This is a genomic window from Acinetobacter sp. ANC 3781 (genome assembly GCF_004331285.1).
Classification (GTDB): Bacteria; Pseudomonadota; Gammaproteobacteria; order Pseudomonadales; family Moraxellaceae; genus Acinetobacter.
In genome coordinates, this window is the sequence record NZ_SJOH01000003.1 from 113,665 (window position 1) to 136,158 (window position 22,494).

The 22,494-nt window shown below is 39.5% G+C and carries 27 protein-coding genes; 4 read left to right on the top strand and 23 right to left on the bottom strand.

The features are described from left to right. Window positions 1-171: 171 nt before the first annotated feature. The 3 genes from E0H89_RS03420 to E0H89_RS03430 all read left to right on the top strand — a co-directional run bounded on the left by E0H89_RS03420 (window position 172) and on the right by E0H89_RS03430 (window position 2,877). Window positions 172-738, top strand: coding sequence for a LexA family protein (locus E0H89_RS03420; protein ID WP_131214453.1), 567 nt, complete (start codon window positions 172-174; stop codon window positions 736-738). Continuing rightward, entirely contained in the window at window positions 735-2,033 is a 1,299-nt protein-coding gene (locus E0H89_RS03425; RefSeq protein WP_131214455.1) for a Y-family DNA polymerase, read from the top strand. Before E0H89_RS03420 ends, E0H89_RS03425 begins: the two co-directional genes overlap by 4 nt. A gap of 142 nt (window positions 2,034-2,175) precedes the next feature. Beyond that, window positions 2,176-2,877 (top strand): hypothetical protein, encoded by a 702-nt coding sequence (locus E0H89_RS03430; protein ID WP_250697821.1) that lies wholly within the window; start codon window positions 2,176-2,178, stop codon window positions 2,875-2,877. 41 nt (window positions 2,878-2,918) lie between these two features. Here the strand turns inward: E0H89_RS03430 and E0H89_RS03435 are convergent, their stop codons facing one another. The 17 genes from E0H89_RS03435 to E0H89_RS16400 form a co-directional block, all read right to left on the bottom strand. Next, entirely contained in the window at window positions 2,919-3,638 is a 720-nt protein-coding gene (locus E0H89_RS03435; protein WP_250697822.1) for an N-acetylmuramidase family protein, read from the bottom strand. After that, on the bottom strand, window positions 3,635-3,892 hold the full coding sequence (locus tag E0H89_RS03440; protein WP_131214457.1) for a DUF7940 domain-containing protein: 258 nt from the start codon (window positions 3,890-3,892) through the stop codon (window positions 3,635-3,637). The genes E0H89_RS03435 and E0H89_RS03440 overlap by 4 nt, the downstream gene beginning before the upstream one ends. Continuing rightward, window positions 3,876-4,448: a hypothetical protein gene (locus tag E0H89_RS03445; RefSeq protein ID WP_131214459.1), complete on the bottom strand. Its 573-nt coding sequence runs from the start codon at window positions 4,446-4,448 to the stop codon at window positions 3,876-3,878. The genes E0H89_RS03440 and E0H89_RS03445 overlap by 17 nt, the downstream gene beginning before the upstream one ends. A 96-nt stretch (window positions 4,449-4,544) precedes the next feature. Beyond that, window positions 4,545-5,453 (bottom strand): hypothetical protein, encoded by a 909-nt coding sequence (locus E0H89_RS03450; protein ID WP_131214461.1) that lies wholly within the window; start codon window positions 5,451-5,453, stop codon window positions 4,545-4,547. After that, window positions 5,450-8,290 (bottom strand): phage tail protein, encoded by a 2,841-nt coding sequence (locus E0H89_RS03455; protein WP_165494009.1) that lies wholly within the window; start codon window positions 8,288-8,290, stop codon window positions 5,450-5,452. The genes E0H89_RS03450 and E0H89_RS03455 overlap by 4 nt, the downstream gene beginning before the upstream one ends. Beyond that, entirely contained in the window at window positions 8,277-8,453 is a 177-nt protein-coding gene (locus E0H89_RS03460) for a hypothetical protein (protein WP_250697823.1), read from the bottom strand. The genes E0H89_RS03455 and E0H89_RS03460 overlap by 14 nt, the downstream gene beginning before the upstream one ends. An 11-nt stretch (window positions 8,454-8,464) precedes the next feature. Beyond that, window positions 8,465-8,710 carry a hypothetical protein gene (locus E0H89_RS03465; protein ID WP_250697824.1) on the bottom strand — a complete coding sequence of 82 codons (246 nt, stop codon included), beginning with the start codon at window positions 8,708-8,710 and terminating at the stop codon, window positions 8,465-8,467. An 8-nt stretch (window positions 8,711-8,718) separates the two neighbouring features. Then, on the bottom strand, window positions 8,719-9,699 hold the full coding sequence (locus E0H89_RS03470) for a phage BR0599 family protein (RefSeq protein WP_131214466.1): 981 nt from the start codon (window positions 9,697-9,699) through the stop codon (window positions 8,719-8,721). Then, window positions 9,699-10,910, bottom strand: coding sequence for a hypothetical protein (locus E0H89_RS03475; RefSeq protein ID WP_131214468.1), 1,212 nt, complete (start codon window positions 10,908-10,910; stop codon window positions 9,699-9,701). Before E0H89_RS03475 ends, E0H89_RS03470 begins: the two co-directional genes overlap by 1 nt. Before the next feature lie 37 nt (window positions 10,911-10,947). Beyond that, a complete protein-coding gene (locus tag E0H89_RS03480; RefSeq protein ID WP_131214470.1) occupies window positions 10,948-14,409 on the bottom strand; it encodes a tape measure protein in 3,462 nt (1,153 codons plus the stop codon). Between the two features lie 81 nt (window positions 14,410-14,490). Continuing rightward, window positions 14,491-15,024: a hypothetical protein gene (locus E0H89_RS03485; RefSeq protein ID WP_131214472.1), complete on the bottom strand. Its 534-nt coding sequence runs from the start codon at window positions 15,022-15,024 to the stop codon at window positions 14,491-14,493. Continuing rightward, window positions 15,021-15,494 (bottom strand): hypothetical protein, encoded by a 474-nt coding sequence (locus E0H89_RS03490; RefSeq protein ID WP_131214473.1) that lies wholly within the window; start codon window positions 15,492-15,494, stop codon window positions 15,021-15,023. The genes E0H89_RS03485 and E0H89_RS03490 overlap by 4 nt, the downstream gene beginning before the upstream one ends. A gap of 88 nt (window positions 15,495-15,582) precedes the next feature. Next, a complete protein-coding gene (locus E0H89_RS03495; protein ID WP_131214475.1) occupies window positions 15,583-16,026 on the bottom strand; it encodes an Sbal_3080 family lipoprotein in 444 nt (147 codons plus the stop codon). A gap of 75 nt (window positions 16,027-16,101) precedes the next feature. Next, window positions 16,102-16,428, bottom strand: a complete 327-nt coding sequence (locus tag E0H89_RS03500) for a DUF4236 domain-containing protein (RefSeq protein ID WP_131214476.1) — start codon at window positions 16,426-16,428, stop codon at window positions 16,102-16,104. A gap of 9 nt (window positions 16,429-16,437) precedes the next feature. Then, window positions 16,438-16,611: a YdcA family protein gene (locus E0H89_RS16965; protein ID WP_502698400.1), complete on the bottom strand. Its 174-nt coding sequence runs from the start codon at window positions 16,609-16,611 to the stop codon at window positions 16,438-16,440. Window positions 16,612-16,687: 76 nt separating this feature from the next. After that, window positions 16,688-17,656, bottom strand: coding sequence for a KilA-N domain-containing protein (locus tag E0H89_RS03505; protein WP_250697825.1), 969 nt, complete (start codon window positions 17,654-17,656; stop codon window positions 16,688-16,690). Then, entirely contained in the window at window positions 17,653-17,808 is a 156-nt protein-coding gene (locus tag E0H89_RS16400) for a hypothetical protein (protein ID WP_165494010.1), read from the bottom strand. Before E0H89_RS16400 ends, E0H89_RS03505 begins: the two co-directional genes overlap by 4 nt. 111 nt (window positions 17,809-17,919) lie before the next feature. On the opposite strand from E0H89_RS16400, the gene E0H89_RS03510 reads away from it, so the two are divergent. Beyond that, the gene (locus E0H89_RS03510; RefSeq protein WP_131214478.1) at window positions 17,920-18,186 is read left to right on the top strand and encodes an Arc family DNA-binding protein; all 267 of its coding nucleotides are present in this window, start codon (window positions 17,920-17,922) and stop codon (window positions 18,184-18,186) included. A gap of 208 nt (window positions 18,187-18,394) precedes the next feature. Here E0H89_RS03510 and E0H89_RS03515 read toward each other — a convergent pair whose 3' ends face one another. The 6 genes from E0H89_RS03515 to E0H89_RS03540 form a co-directional block, all read right to left on the bottom strand. Next, on the bottom strand, window positions 18,395-18,610 hold the full coding sequence (locus E0H89_RS03515; protein ID WP_131214480.1) for a YodC family protein: 216 nt from the start codon (window positions 18,608-18,610) through the stop codon (window positions 18,395-18,397). A 353-nt stretch (window positions 18,611-18,963) separates the two neighbouring features. Continuing rightward, window positions 18,964-19,491 carry a DUF4411 family protein gene (locus E0H89_RS03520; protein ID WP_131214482.1) on the bottom strand — a complete coding sequence of 176 codons (528 nt, stop codon included), beginning with the start codon at window positions 19,489-19,491 and terminating at the stop codon, window positions 18,964-18,966. Beyond that, complete coding sequence (locus tag E0H89_RS03525) at window positions 19,491-20,612, bottom strand: ImmA/IrrE family metallo-endopeptidase (protein WP_131214485.1); 1,122 nt, start codon at window positions 20,610-20,612, stop codon at window positions 19,491-19,493. Before E0H89_RS03525 ends, E0H89_RS03520 begins: the two co-directional genes overlap by 1 nt. A gap of 104 nt (window positions 20,613-20,716) precedes the next feature. Then, window positions 20,717-20,959: a glutathione S-transferase family protein gene (locus tag E0H89_RS03530; RefSeq protein WP_250697826.1), complete on the bottom strand. Its 243-nt coding sequence runs from the start codon at window positions 20,957-20,959 to the stop codon at window positions 20,717-20,719. Window positions 20,960-20,985: 26 nt separating this feature from the next. Next, window positions 20,986-21,471, bottom strand: coding sequence for a phage-derived protein YdaY family protein (locus tag E0H89_RS03535; RefSeq protein WP_131214489.1), 486 nt, complete (start codon window positions 21,469-21,471; stop codon window positions 20,986-20,988). 41 nt (window positions 21,472-21,512) lie between these two features. Further along, window positions 21,513-22,433: a phage tail tube protein gene (locus E0H89_RS03540; RefSeq protein ID WP_131214490.1), complete on the bottom strand. Its 921-nt coding sequence runs from the start codon at window positions 22,431-22,433 to the stop codon at window positions 21,513-21,515. Between the last annotated feature and the right edge of the window lie 61 nt (window positions 22,434-22,494).

Genomic DNA, 22,494 nt, shown 5'->3' on the forward strand with positions numbered 1-22,494 from the left:
CAACATCAATTGCGTGGCCATCTGCTTTTTCGCAATACCATTCATCAGAAATATTAAAATAAAGCGTCAAGTAATGACTTATTATTGATTGTAAATGATTTTTTAAATTTGTATGTAAAACTCATAATCTCTACAATTTTGAATAATGTAACATAATTCAAAGTTGTAGATATGAAAGAACTTAAAAACCGGGGTGGTGCAAGAATTGGGGCGGGTCGCAAGAAGGCATTAGAGGCTACAAAAGTGCTTCGTGTACCTGAGTCTCGTATTATTGATATCAAAGAATATTTAAAATCATCGAAGAATGGAAATGAAATTATTGATATTCGCCAATTTGATCCTATAACAAAAATAGAAATTCCTTTAGCTGTTGAACGCGTCCAAGCTGGCTTTCCTTCCCCAGCCCAAGACTATATTGACAAGAAACTCGACCTTAATGAGTTTTTAATTCATAACGCCAATGCAACCTTTATCGTACGCGCCAACTCCCTTTCAATGCTCAATGCCGGTATTGATATCAATGACGCTCTCATTGTGGATCGAAGTATTGAAGCTCAACATAGGGATATCGTGGTTGCATGTGTTGATAATGAATTTACCTTAAAAAGACTTATCATTGATGCAAAGGGATGCTGGCTTAAGGCTGAGAATGAAGGCTATTCGGATATTCACCCAGTGGATGGTCAAGAGTTTGAAATTTGGGGAGTGGTAACCAACGTTATCAAAAAGTTTAGATGAGATCACAAGAAGAAATATACGCACTCATTGATGTGAATAATTGCTATGTCTCATGTGAGCGTTTATTCAATCCAAAACTAAAAAATGTGCCAGTAATCGTCCTCTCGAATAATGATGGTTGCGCTGTAGCACGTTCACCAGAAGCAAAAGACCTTGGCATCAAAATGGGTATTCCCCTTTTCCAGATCCGCGATATTGTTGAGAAGTATAATGTTCAGGTGTTATCCAGCAATTATGCTTTATATGCAGAAATGTCACATCGCTTTCATTCAATTTTGGCTGACTACGTTGCACCAGGCGAACAAGAGATTTATTCAATTGATGAGTGTTTTTTAAGAGTCACTGCTTATGCTGAAAACTATGATCTAACTGAATATGCTCAAGGTATGCGGCAACGTATTTTACAATGGGTTGGATTGCCAGTTTGCGTGGGGATTGGCCGGTCCAAGACGGAAGCCAAACTAGCTAATCATATGGCCAAGAAAGGAAAACGATTTAATAGTGTGTGCAATTTAGTGACCATGGATTCAAAGCATAGAGCTTATTTTTTAAGCCTGATTGATGTTTCTGAAGTTTGGGGCGTTGGTCGTAAACATAGCAAAAAGCTTAATACTCTTGGGATCAATACTGTGTTGGATTTGGTGCAGGCTGATCCACACCAGTTGGGTAAAATATTTTCTGTAGTCATGCAGCGAACAGTTATGGAGTTGCAAGGCACATCATGTATTGATCTTGAACAAGCACCACCAACCAAAAAACAGATCATTTCATCACGCTCATTTGGCTCTCGGGTGACAGATATAGAATCACTCTCTGAAGCAATGAGTGACTATCTTCAAAATGCAGTTAAACGCTTAAGAGAAGATAATTCATTATGTGGATGTGTGATTGCTTTTGCTCAGTCTAATCCGTTTGATAAGAGCAGACCTTTCTACAACAAATCGGTCAGTATTGGATTTCCAGAGCCTACTGACTCCGCTGCAGTAATGAACAGAGCTGTGATGAAGTGTATAAATGAATTGTTTTTAGAGGGTATTGAGTTTAAAAAATGCGGAGTGATATTGACTGCAATCGAGCCGAAGTCGACGCACATTTATGATTTGCTTTCTGACAGCACACAAATAGAAAAAAATGAAAAGCTGCAAGAAGCCTTGGAAAAAGTAAAAATTAAATTTGGTGATAAGAAATTAGCTATTGGCCCATGTAAAATGCATGGCAGAGCATGGGCAATGTCGAGACAAAATTTGACGCAGAATTATTTTAGTTGGGATGGGTTATTGACGATAAACGACTGATTGCCTATCGACCTAAATGTTAAATTTAATTTAAGAAAATAAGAGTCAAATAATGCTAATAAAAGGATATTGGATTCTTTCCTTGTATGCACTGTTACTTATTGGGTGTACATCAAAGGATATTCCTCAAGAGGGGGAAATAGTGACATGGAAACAAAATCTAGAACTTATTGTTAAAGCTAAACTAGGGCCACGTCGCGAGCATATACCAGATCAATTCGATTATGAGTTTTATAAACCTGCACGAGAACATTATTTAGGTCAATTTGCCATAAACTATGTTCCTGAAAAATTTCCAACAATTATGCAAGGAGAAGCGAACAGTTTGCCGATGCCTGATTCGAATCGACAATTACAATTTGATTTAAAGTTAAGCAATTTAGATTTTCAAGCAACGGATGGATATTTGCCTGATCATGATGACCAAGTGAGAGTAAGGATTGAAGGTCTTACCATGGATATGCGAGCTGAAAATTTAGATACTCATAAGACATTTTTACAAAGAAAAGAATTTTTTGAAAAAAATTCAAAATTTGAAAAATATGGTCTGACTTGTTATCAGAGATTAGAAGCAGACTATTCCTTTAATTGTTATGGAAAATCTAAAGAGCCTGGCGTCAGTGGTGTTTTATTAAGTATACAAACTTTAGAAAGTTCAGTTGCACTGGAAAACAAGATTATTCCAATTAGAGGTGATAGTTATCAACCTAATAAATATGGCGGTATCTGGATTCAATGGGAAATGAACTTGAATAATTGGGATAGATGGCAAGAAATAGATAGTGCAATTTGGCGCTTATTAGGTACATGGAACTCTGCTCCACCATCTCAAGAAAGTAACTGATTTTAGTTTCATTTAACATAATGGTGCTTATAAGAAAGCCCTCACTTGAGGGCTTTCTTATATGCATCAGCTAACTTCACATCATACTTATTGATTGCATAATTTCTGCCGTTATAACCTCTAGCAAACGCTTTCCAGTCTTTGTTCTTTAAAGCGCTGATAAGATTATTTACTTTGATGTATCGGCACATTGCGTCAAGCTGCGAGGCTTCATCCTTGTACATGGCATCAATGAATGACTGTAGTGATACATAACCAAGTGCCTTCCAGTGATAACCCATCACTTGACCCAATCCCCACGAACACGATTCAAGTGCCACATCGCGATTAAGCTTTGATGCTCTGTCTAGTTTATTGTGTTGCTCTGAAAATTTACCATAAGCACCTGGTGAAGAATTGCAAAGATCTGGATATAACCTGGACCATTCTTTGGATTTAGTTATCCAGTTGATTGCTTGAAGACCCTCATAGAATTTATGGCGCTCAAAAAGAATAACCGGCGAGCCATCAGTATTGAATCCTGATCCTTTGCACTCCACTTCCATTACTGCTTTTAAGGCCGCAACTTCAATACCGAGTAATTTTGCTTGATCAACAATTTGATCATTGGTGATTTTTTTACTCATTACATCAATAGCAATGCCAAGCATTACAGCAACATCATCGTAGGCGGTTGCAATTAACTTATCGGCAGCTTCAACCTGTTTCTGGGTAAGCTTTCCTCCGCTAATCTTGCGCAAGAAATCAAAAATTTGTTTCATGGATTACCACCATCTTTAACCAATTGAGGTTGTTTCACCAGTCGAGCCAATTGCCCTGTAATCACAAGGATTAAGCCCACCCACTTGATTGTTTGCGGTGACAAGAAATAGAAATAATCAGCGGCGTGAATCATCCACCATGCAGTAATTTCACTACCATATGCAAACCACGCAGATAATAAAAAAGCGCCTAAAGCGCTTAATTGGATGGACCAGAATTTATACCACTGTCGGGCATTATCTACTAATTTCATTAGCACTCTCTCTGTAATTGCGTTCATAAAGTTTGTTTCGGATTTCTTCTAAAGTTCGAAGTGATTGATCAGACTGCTTTTCAAGAACCTGGATTTTTTGAGCATTTTCCATTGATCGAGTGGTCATAGCATCGGTTTTACCAGTCTGGGTATTCCATGCGACTCCCAAGGCACCAAGTAAAGCAATCCCACCCCAGCGCACAATATTTGTGGTGTTATCAATTTTTGTTTTACTTTCACTTAATACCCGGATTTGAAGATCAACTTCTTTATGCTTAACTTCGGTATCTTGACGGATCTGCTTCATCTCAGCACGAAGGCTTGATTTAGTTCGATCCAAATCTTCTTCAAAACCATCTCTGGCCTTTTGTAAGTCGTGTACAGTCTTTTGCTGGTCCTTTTGAAGTTGCTCAAACTGCACACTCATCCGGTCAATTTTCTGCGGTAAATCTGCCAATTTTTCCATGCTTTGACGTAGCTGATTAATGTTGTCTGAAATTGCGTAAAGCTGGCTAGGTGTTATTGGTGGTGGATCAGTTGTGTAGTCATTGGACATGCCGCCCCCTAAATTTTGGCAATAAAAAAGCACCCGGAGGTGCTGTTGTTTGATTGAGTTTAGACTTCTACTTGTGAGTGCTGCTCCGATGGGAAATTAAGTAATTAATCGTGGTTTTACTTTATCTGCTATCTGCGAGTTGTTCTCATCATTACTATCTGCAATACAAACCACGGAAACCTCCTCACCATATGGTGACTCCAATATATATGAGCCATCAACTGATGAGCTAATGGTTGATGCCAATAAATCACCAGTTTTCTTGGCATAAAGCCGTACAGTTCTTGATAGTGCTAAATTTGTGCCAAACTCGGTAATAAAACCGCTCACCTGATATCTTGAGAAATCAAGCAAGCATAATTTAACAAGATCTAGAAACGCCTGACATCCTTTTGTATTAACCTCTCCATACATCCAACCAGCATGAATTACTGTCGCACCAAGTGTTGTAAATTTTGCGGAACTGTCTCCTTTTTTAATATAAGAAGCAGCAATTAATCCTGAGTTACCAGAAAGCCTCATTAAAACTTTCGTATTTGAATGTAGTGCTAAATCACTTGTTAACAATTTCCAGCCTGTATTTTCAGAAATGGTAATTGTCCCCCCCTTACCTAGTCCACTCACTTTAAAAACATTATCGGCATTGTCTGTACCGTACATAATATTTGTCGAATCTGGAATCTCTTGCTCAACAGTTGTAAAAAGCCCAAAGTTAAAACCAAGTGATGTTTGGGTTGATATTGCTCCACTAGATTGCTCACTAAAAATTATAGGCGTACCTTCACTTACAACTAATGATAAAATTGTAATATGATCAACAATTAAAGATTGACCAACAATGAAAACACAAGCAACCGTATTGCCTAAATTTTTCTCTGCTGCGATATTTGATATTAAATTTTCTTTTGTTGACTCCAGACTCTTAAATCCCTGAGATTCCATATAGCTTTTAAGTGATGATGTTAGTGAGGATTGATTCCCACTAAGATAGATAACTGTATTCATAGACTAAAATTAACCTCGTGATTATTGGGGGCCACATATTGCTCATCAGGATTAATCTTAAAATCAATATAAATCGATTTAAGATTCATGATATGTTGAAACGGGTATAAACATGCGTAACCATCCCGCACTGTCTTAAATACAATTTCAATAGATTTTGCTAAAGAGCTTACAGTTGTTAAATCAAATTTTGCATTATCTGCATTCCCAACATTTTGGCTAACCAATAGTGATTTTTGTGCCAGTAAATTAATTTCATATATCTCAACGATATACTCCACTCCATTTTCAAGCGTTACACTATTTTCATACCACCCAACTAAAGCACCACCTGTTTGCTGCTTGCGATTGCGATGAGACCAGGTCATGGTCAGCTCGTTCTCGATAAATTTAGGCCAGTATTCACCGTTAATTTTTACATTAGCAGGTGGATAAGGCCTAATTGCACGTGCTTTCATTTCAACAGAATGTGAACCTTTTAGCTCAAGCACGCCTGATGGTGTGGTTGTGAGTGCAGAAACCAGTACTTTTTCACCTGCCACATATTCAGTTTCATCATATGCAACATCGGTTCCACAGAAATAAAGCTTTAAACCTAAATCCCATTCTTGTGGGTGTGTATCTAATGCGCCACGCTTGACAGATACAATACCTGTTTGTAGGTCAACACCCTGAAAAACCATCCACTCGACAAATCCTGTAAGCCATTCTTTCCCGCACTGAATGAGTGTACCTACTGGAACATTGGAAATTTTCTTCCAATTCTTAACTGTAAAACTTGTTGATACTTTTGATATTTTTTGATCTAAGTCAGCGGTTTCTGAATATTGAATTGATCCAGCACGTACCCACTCGTCATAGTTATTTGTCATCATCACAGCATAAAGTGAATTTGATTGCGGCTGTTCTGCTACCACTCCCACCAAACCAAAGTTACTTTCATATGCCAGCTCTTCATCAACCTGACGTTGCCCAAGTGCCATAACAGCTAAATAATATGGCAACTCAAAAGGCTCATAATGGATGGGTTGTGGTGGCAAAGGCTTATCAATCGGCTCATCGGCAACAATGGTTGTATTCATTATTCCAGTCGAAGGTACAACCTCAATGAAATCAATTGAAACCTCATTATTCGTTGGACCTCCAAGATTAATGCTCATGATGCGGACTAAAATAGTTCCAGTCCAGCGCTTGGACCACGGCAAGCGAATTAAATCATAGCGATTCCATTTTCTTGCCTCACGCCAACCGGTTGTAAATGAACCTTTAAAGGCACCGGTAGATAATTGCTTGAGCTTCCAGTTCGCTACAACTTCAGCGTTTCGCATATTCATAAAATATGGAAAGTCTAAAGTTTCAGCATTTACCCGATTTAAGGTTTGAATCAGTCCATTTTCGGAAATCGAGAATGATGAATTCTTAATATTTTCCCGATCGTAATAATTCACATTGACTTGATTAATTACCTCATCAGCATTGATAATTTCGTACTGCATGCTTTTGATTTTGCTTTCAGCGATTGTGTGAATTTCATCCTCTTCAAACCAGTCATCACGGAACAAAACCATCTCATATAAACCAGTTTGACGGTTTGCGCGAATACCCGCTTCAATGTGATAACAAAGTTCATTGATTGCATCGATGCAAGATTTCTCAGTGATAGACCATGAGACACCCAAGCCCTCATCATAAATCCGGTCTGCTGCTTTGATAAAATTATCATTATTCACTGATGATTCTGGCTTATTCATCGCAGTATCATCAGTGAGAATTTCGCGGATTTTATGAATTGGGTTTATGTCCACTCCCTTGCCAGCACTAAAAGTTCTTATTCGAGGATCAAATATTTTAATATTACTGAATACAATCGTAGCGTCATTTTCAGCATTTGCACTTGTGGCTGCAAACAGCTCAAAACCCTGACTTATAAAAAAATCGGCGGTTATCTGGTAAGTAGTTGTGATATCTTCAGGTGAGCCTTCTAATTTTTTTTCCTTCACGTTGAAAAGTTTAATTAAAGATAAATCTGGCACCTTGTCTTTTAAATGCGTATAAAAAAAATCTACTGAAGCAATTCCATAACCCGTTGCTGTAAAACTTAACGATACTTTCAAGGAGCCACCTTCGCCAATATCGCCAGTCAATCCTACTGGAGGAAATAACAAGTCTGATGGAAGCCTCCAAGTTCCAGAAGAACTATCTGATGAGTCCATCCCATTAGATGCCTCCACTTCCCAATGTTGAATAAATGAAATATCTCCAGTGCTTAATTTCTGGTCATCGGATATTAGACTGTATGCCCCAATCTCACAAACAATTGCCCCATCCCCTCGCACCTCATACCACTGTCTGCGACCATCATTACGGATACGCGTACGCTTTGGCCAAAGCAGCATTTCTTTCATGTATCCTGAGTTGCCGACGTAAAAAGCCTCATTCATGTGGCCTGCCAGTGCACCCAAAGCACCATCTATCCAGCCATTACCTGTATTAACCTTACCCAGTCCTGTAAAGGCTAAATATGACTGATAGGGATACGCAGAAGCTTGAAGATCCCTGGACTCCATATAATCTTTATAAAATGGCAAGACCTCTTGATCATCTCTGCCGTATTGAACATGAACTGTTCCAGCAACCCCGCCTTCATTTTCCCCATACAAATTTGGTGAATTGATGATTCCTTGCGCTAAAGGATTTCCATCTTCATCGACAAATGGAGACAACCAACCACGTTTGTCAAAATTAATCCCCAGCATCTTTTCAATTGGGTTGCCGATAAACATCAGAAATTTTGTGAAATATCTATACCCTATTACTTGATCGCTACTTCCGCCCATTTTCAACCGCCTCCACCACTTGCTGCGCCATGGCATCTTTTGATGCTTTTACAATTTCCAAATCAATGCCGTTTTTAAGAAAGTCCTGCCAGTCCCAACCTTGAGACAAAAAAAATGCCCGCGATCCGCGAGCACACATTTTGGCTTTTCGTATATCAGACATATAAATTCTCATTATTTGCCACCCTTGGATTTGATTGGCGAAGTGGTTTTTCCCCACATATGGGTAATATTTCCGTACATATGCGGACTACCGGCAATGTCGCTAAATGAAGTGCCTTCATCAGCAATGGTTCCGTCCAGCTGATTGGCGGTTTGACCGTTTTTCTTCTGCATCTTTCGCATTTGCACGTAGGTATAAACCATCATTGCAGCTGTAACGGCTAAAAATGCATAAATGAGCCAGGGTGCAATAACCATATAAACCTCTATTTAATTAATTGCGTCATCACCGGGTTTTCACCTGGTATATAAGGATGACCGGCAAAACGTGCAGCATTGTTAAATTTCTCATGACAAGTTTTTAATGACTGGTCACAACCAGGTGCCAGCTGAATGACATCACCGACTTTCAAGCCAATATGCTCCCGGTACAAGCTGGCTGAATTTTCTGTATTCCCCACAATGAAGGTATAGACACCTAACTTTTTAAACAGGCCGCGATTCAGGTAACCAGCTGCATAGGTTTTGGTTTCCATAACCGGATCACCTTGCAGCATGACCGGTACAGCCTCAAAAGTCGGTTCATTATTTTCATCGAGTACCGGATTTCCGGATTCATCAATAATCGGAACCTGCTCAAACACGGGTTCGCCATTTTCATCCAGTTGCTGATAATCGGGCTCGAATACCAGATTGCCCTTGATATCTTTGACTTGAGTAGGATTAACAGTAAAAGAAATCGTTAATCCATTGATTGCATTCACCGTGACATCAAAGGCCCAGTCTTCAAATTTCAATCCACACCAGCGGTCATAAATGGAGTTTGGACAGGTTTTCTGGAACTTGCGAACCAGGATCGTCCGGTTTAAATAGGATTCACCGGTAGAGCAAATTAAAGTTAATGTGTCGGCATTATCATCAAACTTGGGTTGAGTCACGCGGCCAATAAACAGCACCAAGGTTTCGTTTTTCTCAAGCTCAAGCACAGTCAAATAAACCGACTCAAAATAAATCTTGTTGAGGAATATACTGGTAAAGCTATCACCTGCTTCATTTCTTAAAGTATTTTGCGGAAAGGTGACTTCAATTTCACACTTATCAATATCCGCATCTTCAACAGCATCCCGGTCTAAACCACGCACCGACTTATAGGTAATCCCGTTGTGCACAACATCTTTACGGTGATTGGTGAAGTACCATGCCTTATCCCCATGCTTGAACTGGTAAAGCTCTACACGAATATCCATCAGCTTTCTAACTCCAGAATGGGAATGGTGACTTGTGAAATACCGGCACCCAAAAATTGAAACTCGATCTGATCGGCATCAAAGCGGTAAAGCCCCATATAACAGATGGTTTGAATATCGTTGCGATGAGCATCAATTGAAGGGTAAACAGTCAGTGAGCCGCCTGTTTTAGCGGTAATTTCATGCGCTGTCCAGCTGCCATCTTTACGTTTGACTGCAATATGCTTCCGATCAGCTTCAACCAGATATTTGGTATTGGTACTTAAGCTGGTTGTAATCATCCCGGCATTTAAAATATTTAGATGTCGCTCATAAAGCGGTAACCAGAACGGGCGGTATCGACCACCCCGGCGAAACAGAAAGCGTCTAAATTCCTGAAAATCATCCCAACTTCTGATTAACGATTTAAACGGTTTGGACTGCTTTACCCTGGCATGATGGGTAAATGACTGAAAGCCACCGATACTGTTATCCACCACATTTTGATGCTGACTCATGCTGATTTCAATCGAGTCGCCATCCAGCAGCAACGGTTTAAAATAAATATCCTGGTCTTTATATTGTTCTGGATCATCACCGGCATGTTCTGGCAAGTCTTCAGCCAGTACACGAAACACCATTGAAGCATTGGACCAGAATCCACCGACATTAATTGATGCATCTCCGTCAATGATGCAGATCCGTAACGGCATTATCACAGCATTGGTCACAGTCACATTGGCAGCCAGTCGAAAACCATCCTGATATTCAGTGATCAAAGGCTGAATCACCTCATCTGTTTCAGGATCACGAATTTCTTCCTGGATAATGATGTAGCGGCCACGTTCAATAATCTCGACAACCTGACCACCTTCATTACTCTCAATAAAAGCAAAACCGACTCTAAGGTCGGCTATGGTGCTAGTTGTATCGAGAATGATGTAATCATCATCTATGATATCTGGAATGACTCGCTTGACCTGTCGCAGTGGTATACCCCATTGTTTTCGCAGATTGGCAGACAATATATGAAACATGTCACCCATTTCTTTACGCATCTGCACATAGTTGAAGCTTAAAATCTGGCGAGGCGTATCTCGAAGTGGGTAGCGGTCTTCACTACCATTAAATGACTCGTGAACCTCAGTCATCCATTCCAGGCGCTCGGTTGAAGTCAATAGAGGGCAATTTGTTAATACATGCACCTCGCCAAACTGTGTTTGTATTTTCATTTTGTCCTCATAAAAGAAAACCCACCGAAGTGGGCTTTTAAACTTTGCTGCGATTGCGTTTCATATGATAAAGGAAGGCTCTCTCACCTTCAGGGCTGTATAACCAATCCTTAGCTTCATTCTCATCCTTAACCATAATCACTCTTAGTTGGTTATCAATGATTTGAGGCGCTTGAGATTGCACCTTCGCATTCGCCTGCGCTTGCTTCTCAGCCTGAATCGTTCCACCGTTATTGATGGCATTCAAGGTAGCAACGCCAACACGACGAGTTGCAGCGGCATTGAGTACATACTCTTGACCATGAACCACACCTGCCTCTTGGTTTACACCGATGTTGCCGGTGTAGCCGCCAGCTTTATAACCTGGAGGTGACAAGGCTGAAACAGCAGCCTGTAATACACCTGTTTGCATCGTGGTCGTTGCGACGGCAGGAAGATTATATGGAAATGGTGCTGATGCCCATGCAGCTGAAATAGCGGTATAGCCGTTCATAATAGTTGAGAATAAATTAAAGCCTTTTTGAATACTTGCCAAGGCTGCGTAAGCAGAAGAAGAATCATCAACCATTCCCATCATGATGTCAGCAAACTGAGCGCCATAACTGGCTTGTAGACCGATGGATTTAGCTTGAAAATCGGTCTCAATTTGAGACATTCTTTCATGGTGCGCCTGCCATATCGCTTCACGTTGTTCTGCGGTTTCAGCAAGCGCCATCTGCGAATCAAACACATCTTGAGATGCGTCATATCGACCAAATCGTTCTTGCTGCAAACGGTACTGATCACCCGTGCCATTCATATCAGCTTGAATACCACCCCACTGCTGAACCGCACCATTTAGACGTTTTCGACTTTCCTCTTGCTGTAAAGCTTTGCTTAGTTCGATTTCGCGCTGTTTCTGCTCCTCAGTTAGTTTGGAGTTTAAGAGAATTTGCTCACGTTCCAAGCGATAGCGTTCCTGCATAGCAACAGTTTCGCTCATGAGTTGTTCACGCATCTGGAATAGGCGGGTTTCTTTGGCGAGTTTGATTAGCGCAATTTCTTGATTGCTTTGATCAACCATTGAATCCAAAGCATATTGCTTATTGGTATCTGTCATTTCTAGATTGGATAAGATAAGCAAGCGATTGATTTTTACGGTTTGATCAAGCTTCTCTTCTTCCGACCACTGCCATTCATTAAGCTGGTATTTCAGTTGCTCCACATACAGTTCTTTTTCGTAATTAGCGCGACTTTCAGCATTGCTAATCAAGCCTTTTGTGTCAGTATCGCTAAATTTAGCCTTGCGAATTTCAGCAATTTCTTTTGCTAAATCAAGTTCAATCTGCTTTTCGCGATCAGCATTTTGATAGATTAATTGTTCACGTAAATCAAATTGCTCTTTTGCTAATTGCTCGGCTTCTTTAGCTCTCCTTCTAGCCTCACTTTCAGCATCTTTGGATGCTTTAGCAGATGCCCTACTTGCATTTGATTCTGCTTTGTTTCTGGCCTCTATGATAGATTGATAGCGTTTTTCAGCATTAATAGCTGAGTCAATATTCTTACGTGTTTGAGCATCGACTTTAGCCCCTGCGCCCCCTGCTTTTTCTCTTGCCTTGGCGTACTCTTCAGCTTTTTCTTGACTAAACCCATATGTATCAACAAGTATTTTCTTGTATTGAGCATAGTATTTTCGGTCTGCTAAACTTTTTTGATAGTCGGTTTGTGCTTGGGCGGCCCTTTGAGCGGCAGTTTCATTAGCATTTAGCTCTTTAGTGTTGCTTGCAATTTTGGATGAAGCATTTTGAGCCTCATTACCTGCAAGTTTTACTTCTATACCAAATGCCTTAAAAGCAACTTTTGAGGTATTGGCTTTGGCGGCACTTACATCATATTCTTTGGCCTGCTTCTTAAGCATGTCATACAGGTCGGTAGGAATATCCATTTCATTCAGGCGCTTGATTGCCTCGTCGTAACTAATGACACCGCGACGCGCATCTTCAGTTACCTTTCTCGCCTTTTCGTTTTCTACAGATACAGCACGAATCGCGAACAGGACAGCATCTACAGCCTCTTTGGATTTGCCGAGCTGGATGTTTTGAGCAGCAAAAGCCGCTGTTAAGTCTTCAATTGCAGATTTTTTATCATTACCAGTGAGTTTTTTTAACTCCTCATTTGTTTTTTGCGCAATCTTGCCTTGTTCTTCAAGCTTTGCATTAGCCTCTGTTGTTCGTGAACTCATGTACATGTAACCAGCGGCCAATGCAGTCACTCCAAGAGTTATTGCTCCAATAGGTCCACCAACCAAACCAAGCAACATAGCTCCACGCGATCGGGCTTTATTATTAATTTCCTGAGCGACGGTATCGGCTGCAGTTGCAGCTGTATGTGCTGCTGTGGCTTGAGTTGCTTTTGCTTCAAGAGGAATAACCGTTGACTGGACATAAGCAAGGCGCTGCATGCCAGTCATGCGTGCTGCTGTGGCTTTAGCATCAGCCAGTTGCATGGTGGTAAATTGAGCGAGTGATGCGGTTCGTCTTACTTCTGCCGCTGTGATTTGGGTTTGTGAAACCAGTTCTGCACGATCTGCAATCTGTTGTTGGGCGCTTAGAACTAGATTTGCTTTGACTGCCGCCCCTTTAGTTAATAGGGCTGAGGTTACATAACCTATTCCTAGAGCTGCGCCAGTATTCGCAACTAAATCCAGATTGTCAGCCAAAACACCCAAACCACTTGCCATAATCCCGGTCGCACTTGTAGCTTCATTCGCCTTACCAAGGTATACAGTCACTTCATTAGACAGCTTAGTGAAACCATCCGCTAAACTATTTTCCATATTATTTGCGAGCTTTTCATTTTGCTCACGAGTAGCGATTAGGGTTTTAATTAAGTCCTCAAGTGATACCTTTCCTTCAGCACCTAACTTGCGAATTTGAGCTTCGGTTTTACCTGTTTGTTTTGCCATGTCGGCAATAACATTATCGGCACCGGTGACAATTGAAATCCACGCATCGCCATCAACTTTACCCTTGGCCATGGATTTGCTTAGTGCATCCATTGCTGATTGTGCTTGGTCTACACGTGTCGCATTGTGAGTAAAGCTAAAAGAAAGAGAATCAGTTAGATCCAAAGTATCTTTTGTAGATTTACCCAGTGATTTCATGCCACCAGCCATACTCAAATAGACTTCTTGAGCTTCTCCAAGTTGCCGGTAAGTAGTGTTCGCAGTATTTAATAGGCGGTCTTGTACCATTGAATATTCTTCTGCACTCTGTGTTGCATTGCGAATACGTGCAGCCATCTGCGTATAACCGTCGGCCATCGCAATCGCTTTATTGATTGTAAGCAGCCCACCCATATAGCCGACAAGACTCTTAATAGATGAACTCATTGCTGTCATTTGCGTATCAGCCTGAACACCTTTATTGGTCAAGTTCGCCAATTCATCCGCAACAGCACGTGTATTCCGTTCAGCATTTTTAGAATCAATCACGATGACCAAACGAGATTCTTGAGTCATTTCACTTTCCTTTAGGCAATAAAAAAGCGCCTAAAGGCGCTGAATTTTGGGTATTAAAAAGCCCACCGAAGTGGGTTTGGGTTAGAGTTTTTTATACTCTTCTTTCATTTGCTCGAACTTCTCTTTAAATCCGGTTAAATCAACTTCGCCATCTTTATTGTATTCATATGGCCACTCTTTATATCTTGTATAGGCAATCTTACCATTTCTCATTTGCTCAATAACTTTTTGAGGAGTTTTGCTTGAGCCTTCAACCCCGTAGATAGGGGAATTATCATCAATCTTTATGACACTTTGCGTGTTTGGATAATGATTTTCACCTACATAAACGCTATAGCGTCCATTAATAATACTTACCATCACATCACTGTGCACCTTAGATAGTGAGCAAATTTTAGTTCCATTAAACCTATCTCTTGAACAACTAGAATTCCAGCCCAATGGTGACCAACCAGGATAATAAGTTTTTTTCTCAACCGTAAAATCCTTGTACTTTTCATCCGTCGGCTCTCTAGCGGTAAGTAATGTACTGCCGTCTTTTTCTTTTAATACATAAATTTCTTGAGCTGGAACTATTGTGCTGATAAAAAAAGCTAACAAAATTAAATTTTTCATTTTTTTTCCTTATTAAATGAATTTATTAGTTTTTCAGCAATCTTAATGGCTCTTTTTTCCTGTGTCGCAGTAGCTGCTTTTAGTAAAGTTCTTCCATCAGAAATTTTTATATGACTATACTTTGAGAAATATGATTTTGTTCTACGTATACCGTGCTCTTTGCTCCAGTAGGTGCTCATTTCAGTAAGCATTTCATCATTAAGCTTTATTGTTTTTATAACTCTCTCAATAACATCCTTATAATTACAAGCTTCTAAATCCTCTTTATTTAGTTGTCTCCATGCCATAAATAATCTTTTGTAGTGTCCATGGAAAATGTGTGGCTCTTTACATGACTCTTCAAGCAACTCAGCAGCTGCTCTTAGTTGACCTTTTGCTTTTAAGTCTTCAAATTTATCAAGGAGATTTAGCTTCGCTAACGCCTCATCTTTCGCAGGAACATCCAGATAGTCCGTAATATCAGTAAGCATACCCACCCCAAATATTTGTTATTCAAGACAAGATACTAATTCCGATACAAAAAAACCACCTTTCGGTGGTCCTTTAATCCGACACAAACTATTTAGTAGTTTTTGGCTCAATCAATTGATCCACTAACTCATCAATCTTTGTATCTGTGCTGCGCCATTTATTCAGGGCAAGACCACCATTTCCTTTAAGCCTAAACTCAGCCTCAGAAACAATTCGCCCTTCTTTCATTAACGTGAATTTTGCATAACTCATATAAGTGACAACATCCCATGTACGTAATGCTGTGTAATCCATTGTAGTTTCACATAAAGCAGGTTTTGAGTTCTCAGGATAGACACGAGCATTAATGTTATATCTTGCAAAACTGCGTACAATTGAGTCATTAAATCCAGCAATAATAACTTTAGGGTTATTTATCACACATATTTGTTTAACGGACTTTGGCTGAAATCCTTCATTGTTTTTAACCTGAATTGATGTACAGCCAGTAATTGAAATTCCTAAAACCCCAATAGCTAATAATTTTTTCATACTACCCCCTTAAGTTAAGCGGATAAGATACTAATTTTACGGGTAAAAAGAAACCCACCGAAGTGGGATCTTGTTTCAACTAACAATCCATATAAAAATCATTAAAACTATAAAACCAACAATTCCTGAAAGTATCCATTCTGATTTAGGGTAGCCAAGAAAATTATCTGGGTTGCTAAAATCTGGCTGGCGCTTTGTTGGTTGTGGTGATTTCTTATGAGGTTGATAGGATGAATAAGAGAATCCTGTACCGGGCGCACTGATTGTAGATTTTGTTCCTTTCTTCCCAATATTTACCCGTGCACCCTTCCCACCAACTGAAACACTACTAACCCCTTTTTTAGTTACATTCAAACGAACACCTGGGGCGATCTTGAAACTTTTCCGAAAATTAAATCCCATTTAATTCTCCTAACGACAAATTTTCTTAGAAGCACTGATTGATTTATCTTTACAGACAAACTTATCACCTTGGCAGTGACTAATCCCACCTTTACTGCCCGAGCAAGGCTGCTTGCCTCTTCCTGCTTCAGCTATAGTTGATAAACCTAAAGCAAGAACCCCCGTCAATATTATTATTTTCATTTTGATCCCCTTATAATGAGTAATCAAAATACTAATTTTTTGGTCAAAAAGAAACCGCCACTTGGGCGGTTCTTGATTATTTGTTTCGTCGTTCTCTTAGAAAGTGGCGACCAACACTCAACGTATCAGTACCATATAAAAGATCCAGCACACTATCAAAGCGTTTGGTAAATTCCCCAATATCCATTGTTGGGTAAAAACCATGAGGCAAAGGCATTGCAGTTAATACACCATCACGAGCACTTACATGCCATGAGTCATATCTAGAGTTGTTAAACTCCCGACTGATCTGCTGTGCCACCTGAATGACTTCCTTCGGATATGGCAGAGCCTTAACTTCCTGCTTTTCTACTTTGGTTTCAATCTTGGCTTTTAATTCCATCGTTTCCAGATAATGAATCGCTTCAGGGAAATGAATGTCTAAAAGCTGGCTGTACTTGGCGATATTGAAATGCCGATTATGGCGCGACCACATTTCAGCAAAGATTTTACGTTCACCCTTAGAACGACGAGCCACAATCTCATGGAGTAAGGCTTGCTGTTCTGGTGAGATAGATTGGCGATCATTAATTTTCCGCTGCATAACCATTGCATCATATGCACGAATTACCATTAAATGGAATTTTGCAGAAATCCACATTGCGTATGAGTAAACTAACTCTTTTACAACGTACGTTCCTCGGTTATTACCACCATTGATCACTTTTACAGCACTCCTCATATTTGAGGAGTGGTCAATATCCAAGCTCTGCAAATTTGAAGAGTTTTCAATTTCTGTAATTAGTTCTCGAGTTTGCTCAACTCGTAGAAAGTTAGTTGGTTGATGTTTTTTTAAAGCCCCACTTGCTTTATGTAAATCGGCAAGTGAGTAACGCCCATCTTCATCTTGACGAATTGAGAAATCACCAATGATCAACGGTTGAGTGTTTGGGTTTAAAAGGTTTTGTTGTATAATATTCATGTTGTTTACTTCCTTAGTAATGACATTTAAAGCCCCTTCATCCGCCAAGATTGCTAGGGGTTTTTTATTGTCTGTTGATTTCATGCTTTCGCACTCTTGTGTTTTTCCACCAATAATTTGACCGCTTCATTCATAAGATAAACTATTGATCTTTTATCTTCTTTTGCAATCGCCTTGAGTTCACTGTGTAGGTCACTATCAAGCCGACCTTTAACATAAACAAATTCTTCTTTCACTGCCTTCTCCTTAGTCCCCATTTTGGGGTGTCAAGTCATAGTACCCACTTTGGGGTTATTGGTCAATACCCATAATGGGGTTATTATTAATTTTATTTTTGGCAGTGTTTTATGAGTGAAGATCAAAGCAGCGTTGTTACCCTCAAGGTTCGCGTAACGCCTGAATTTCGTGAAAAAATTATCTCATCCGCTAAAGAAAATAATCGTTCTATGAATGCTGAAATAGTGCATAGGTTGGAAGATAGCTATTACACACAAGCTCATTCCGAAGATAAGTTTTTGTTATTTGGCAATGAGGCCGAGAAAATAAAAATGGATTTACAAAAGATACAAGCGGCTATGGATCAGCTCTTAAATCAAAAAAACCAAGAAAAGTAAGTCACCGCTGACTAACAACCCTCAAATTGAGTGCCGTTACCGTTGACCCTCAGATTGAGGGTCAAGGCTCATATGTGAGACTTGCTTCGGGAGCCTCAATTTGAGGCTCTGGATTATGATATGCAAATTCTCATATCGCCTCTGCAAATTTGCAGACCCGCTCCTGCAAAATAATAGGCATTAAAAAAGCACCCTAAGGTGCTTTTTATTATAATTGAACACCATGTGTCAGTGTTCGTGGCTTATTCGGCTTGGGTGTTTCATGCTTTTGTAGTGTTACCATAAGAAAGTAATGTTTTTTTACAACCCCATCTTTATCAAACCAAGTGCACTCAGACCATCCAGCATCATTTACCTCTGAAACAGTCATAAGTGATCCACCCGACTTTAACTGAACCACATCACCAACTTTAATATCACTCATCACATTTCTCATTTTAAAGTACAAGCTTCATTTATAGCTGAAATGGTTTATTTATCAAGTATTAAAAAACCACTCCGAAGAATGGTTTTTTATGGTTATCTTTATACTAATTAAACATTTGCCCCAATTGGTGAATAACCAACATAAGAGCAAGAGCTGAAGATGATGTCGCAAGCATTTCTACTGTATTCATTATGACTCCCTCCTGCTTTTATTGTTCTATTTTTATACATCATAATAGGAATTGTTATCAATGCTGAATAAATGAAACAAGTAAAAATTTATGACAAATTTCAAGCATTAAAAAACCTCCCGAGGGAGGCTTTTATTTTTTAACAAAATATAAAATTCTATTATTTCAAAGTGAAGTTATTGTGGGCATGCTTTCTAAGTAATGAAGGCATAGTTATACAACTAACTCCAAAATGAGCAGCAGCATCTGGAATGAGAATTCTTGATTTAGCAGCAGGATTGGAAAGCTCCTCAGTGACTATCACATAATCATAAGCCATGGCTGTTGCAATTAAATGAGCATCAGCGCTATCAGGTTTAGCAAATTCAGTTTTTGCTTTAGGTAAAAAATGGGGGCTAGAAAAAGCCCAATTCATTAATTTTTTGTACTCAACAGCAACTTTTTGATCTGATAAACTTTTTACGAACATATTCTGAGGAATTGATTGGCTTCTTAGAAGTTGTGATAACTCATCTAAAGACGTAGGCGGCTTAATCATTTCATCAAATACTTTATCAATACTATAAAACATATCTGCATGATATCCACCGATCAACCAATCCCAAAATCCATTGCAGAAAGATGGATGATAAGAAAGATTGTGAGATTGAATAAAAATATTAGTATCAAGCAGGTACTTTATATGCATTAAATAACACCACCAATTTTCATGATATTCTGTGGGCTTGCATTTAATAACTTTCCAGCATCCCTTAATAATATTTTTCCAGATAAAGCCTGATTTACAATTGTTTTAGTCAAAAGATAGCTATTTCTTCCTGGAATCAAATTTACAAAGTTTGGGCTTCCATCTTTTTTAGGTATGTTCTTATATGCCTCATATTCCTCTCTTTGTATGAGTTGATAATCAAATGTACCAATAAAGCCATAAGTCAAAGCTAACCTTGCCACCATTAATTTACTTACACAAAAAATATTGGCAATAGCTATTAAATTACCTTCAGTTGAATACCAATAGTCATAAAATTCTTTCTTGGTGATTAATACTTCTGCGGCAATTTTGTTGCAAAATACTTCATTTGGATCATTTCCATAAAAGTCCAAATCATCTACTCCAGATTCACCTAACCATATGTGTGCTAATTCATGAGCCAAAGTAAAAATTAATGCAGATGGAAGATCCTGACTATTTAGAAAAATTACAGGTGCATATTTATCAATTAAAACAAATCCCCTAAACTCTTCGGTATTGAGAGGTTTTTTCGTTGCATTTTTTACCATGCTATTTTTAAAAACTAGAATTCCCACCTCTTCACACTTAGAAACCAAATTTTTTAAATAGTCTTCTCTGCTTTTTTTAGTGCATAAGTCATAAGGTAACCCAATAGTTTTTCTTATATCAGAAGCAATAATACTTACATCTGTATAATGGTCATATTTTCCAACAAACTCTAAATGCTCAGCGTAATTTTCTTTGAGAAACTCAATATACCATTCTTGCTTTGCTTGGATATCCTCTAAAACCTCATAAAAACTTTCACTAAGTGGTTGAGCATTTTGACCTTGACGTAAATCAGGAATATTTGGCTTATACAGGGATTCTGGAGGTGCATCTAAAAATAAAGCACCAAAAGGAACCTTTGTAATATCTGCAAAATTCTCAGCCTGATTTACTGAGAACTCACCAGCAAGCAATTTTTTCTGTGTGCGCTCTGCTTCAGAAATCTTAGAAACGACTTGGTCTAAGCGCAATCCAATATTGTTTGCAGCCCATTCCAACATGTCGATACTAAAATTCAATGTACTCATACACACCTTATAATTTTCTAATGCCAAAACATGGCATAAGTCAATTTATTATAACAGTAAAAAATCTTTTGTATTGATTTTGAGCTTTTAATTAAGAAACCAACTCACGCTGATTTCTTACTCAGCTTCTTATACGCTTCATCAATAAACTGATTATCCAGATCAAAAATGACCGCATTAAAGATATAACGTTCAACGGGTGGTTCGTATAAATCACAGTAAGCATTCACATCAGCAATACTTAGGGCTAACGGTGTGCCCTGTTCATATCTACGTGACCGGGCAATAGTGTTATAAGCTTCAATCAAAGCATTTGCAGTATAGGAATATGCAGGGGGATCAGGCAATTTAATACCCAATGCTTCACGCTGCTTTATTTCGTGTTCGCTGAGTCCTGCGTATCGACTGAGGTACTTGTGGAGTTCTCGGACTTTCCCAAAACTTCATCTCGATACTTGTCGGCTTCAGTTTGAATCTGTTCAGCTTTAACCCGGACAAAGGCGAAAATTACAGGGCCAATATCACCCATTTCAAGAAGTTTACAGGCATTTTCAGGTGTGCACGGCTGCTCCACTTCCTCTTCATCAACACGAAAAGAAATTCCTTTCCAGTCTTCAATTAAGTGACATGCAGCTGCTTGAAACAGCAGTTCATGGAAAGTTTTATCCTGTGATGAGGCTTTAGATACATCAAAGCCTTTCGAGCTTACTTGGTTATTAGCACGCTCAATTGCCACCTGATAAGCTTTGTGAGCAATACCGCGAATCTTGAATTCTGCTAACACTTTACCGTCGGCATCCTTGTATTCACACCACTGGCTCACTTCTCTATTTTTGACAATGTTTACAACTAAAGTCATTTTTATCCATCCAAAAGAAAACCGCCCGAAGGCGGCCAGATTTAAGGTGCGATAATACGCGTGATGGTTGGCGATACATTGATGTGGTTAAAGCTCACATCAAGCATGATCGTGTCTTCACCACCGCCATCCGGGTGATTGGCTTCAGATACTTCCAGTTGCGGAAATTCAAATGCGTAGCCATTACCTTTGCTATCTTCGATTGAGAAATTAATCGGCATAGTGTCGCGCGATTTCACATAGTCGACATATTCCGCAGCTTGTGCACCAAAAATGAATTGGCTGCTTAAAGTAATATCCACCATCTTTTCAAGATAAGTTTGAGCTGAAAGTTTCTGATTGCCGATACAGCGGATCGCTTCCAGATTGTTGGAGATATTCAGTTCAAGCGACTGCATGCAGGCAGTGCCGACAATACCTTGTCCATTTACAGTCAAGTCGCCTACATTCAATGCAGATACCATGACCGCTTCTGGAACAGGAATTGGAGCAACAACCGGATTTACTGTAGTGCGCTCAAAGTCGGTACCAACAGGGCCAAAGGTCGCTGTGATTTTACCAGTGGTCGCAATAGATAATGATGCTTCACCAATGCGCACACCGCGGTAAATAAAGACCTGGCCAGTATCTGAATAGTGCTTCACAAAGGTAAATGTTTTGCGGACATCACCACCAAATTGAAGAACATCACCTGCCCACTCATTCATGGCCACTGCTGACCAGAAATCATCAAACAGGCCGACAGATAATTCAACTTCAAGCGAACCGGTAATCTCCGCTTCAGTCGCCATACCGCCTTGACGGAAGCGTGTATCTGAAACACTGGCTGAGGCTTCTGTGGTTACTGATTCTGATAAGCCATCTGTGACCCGACGTACTGTTTTCCAGATCGGTACTGCCGGCAATACTTCCGGGGTTTCCTCCACTGCATAGTAGAGGCGAATTTTTGCACCACTCGACATGGCTTAATACTCCTAATTTTTAGGCATAAAAAAACCACCTTTCGGTGGCATTGGTTTGGAA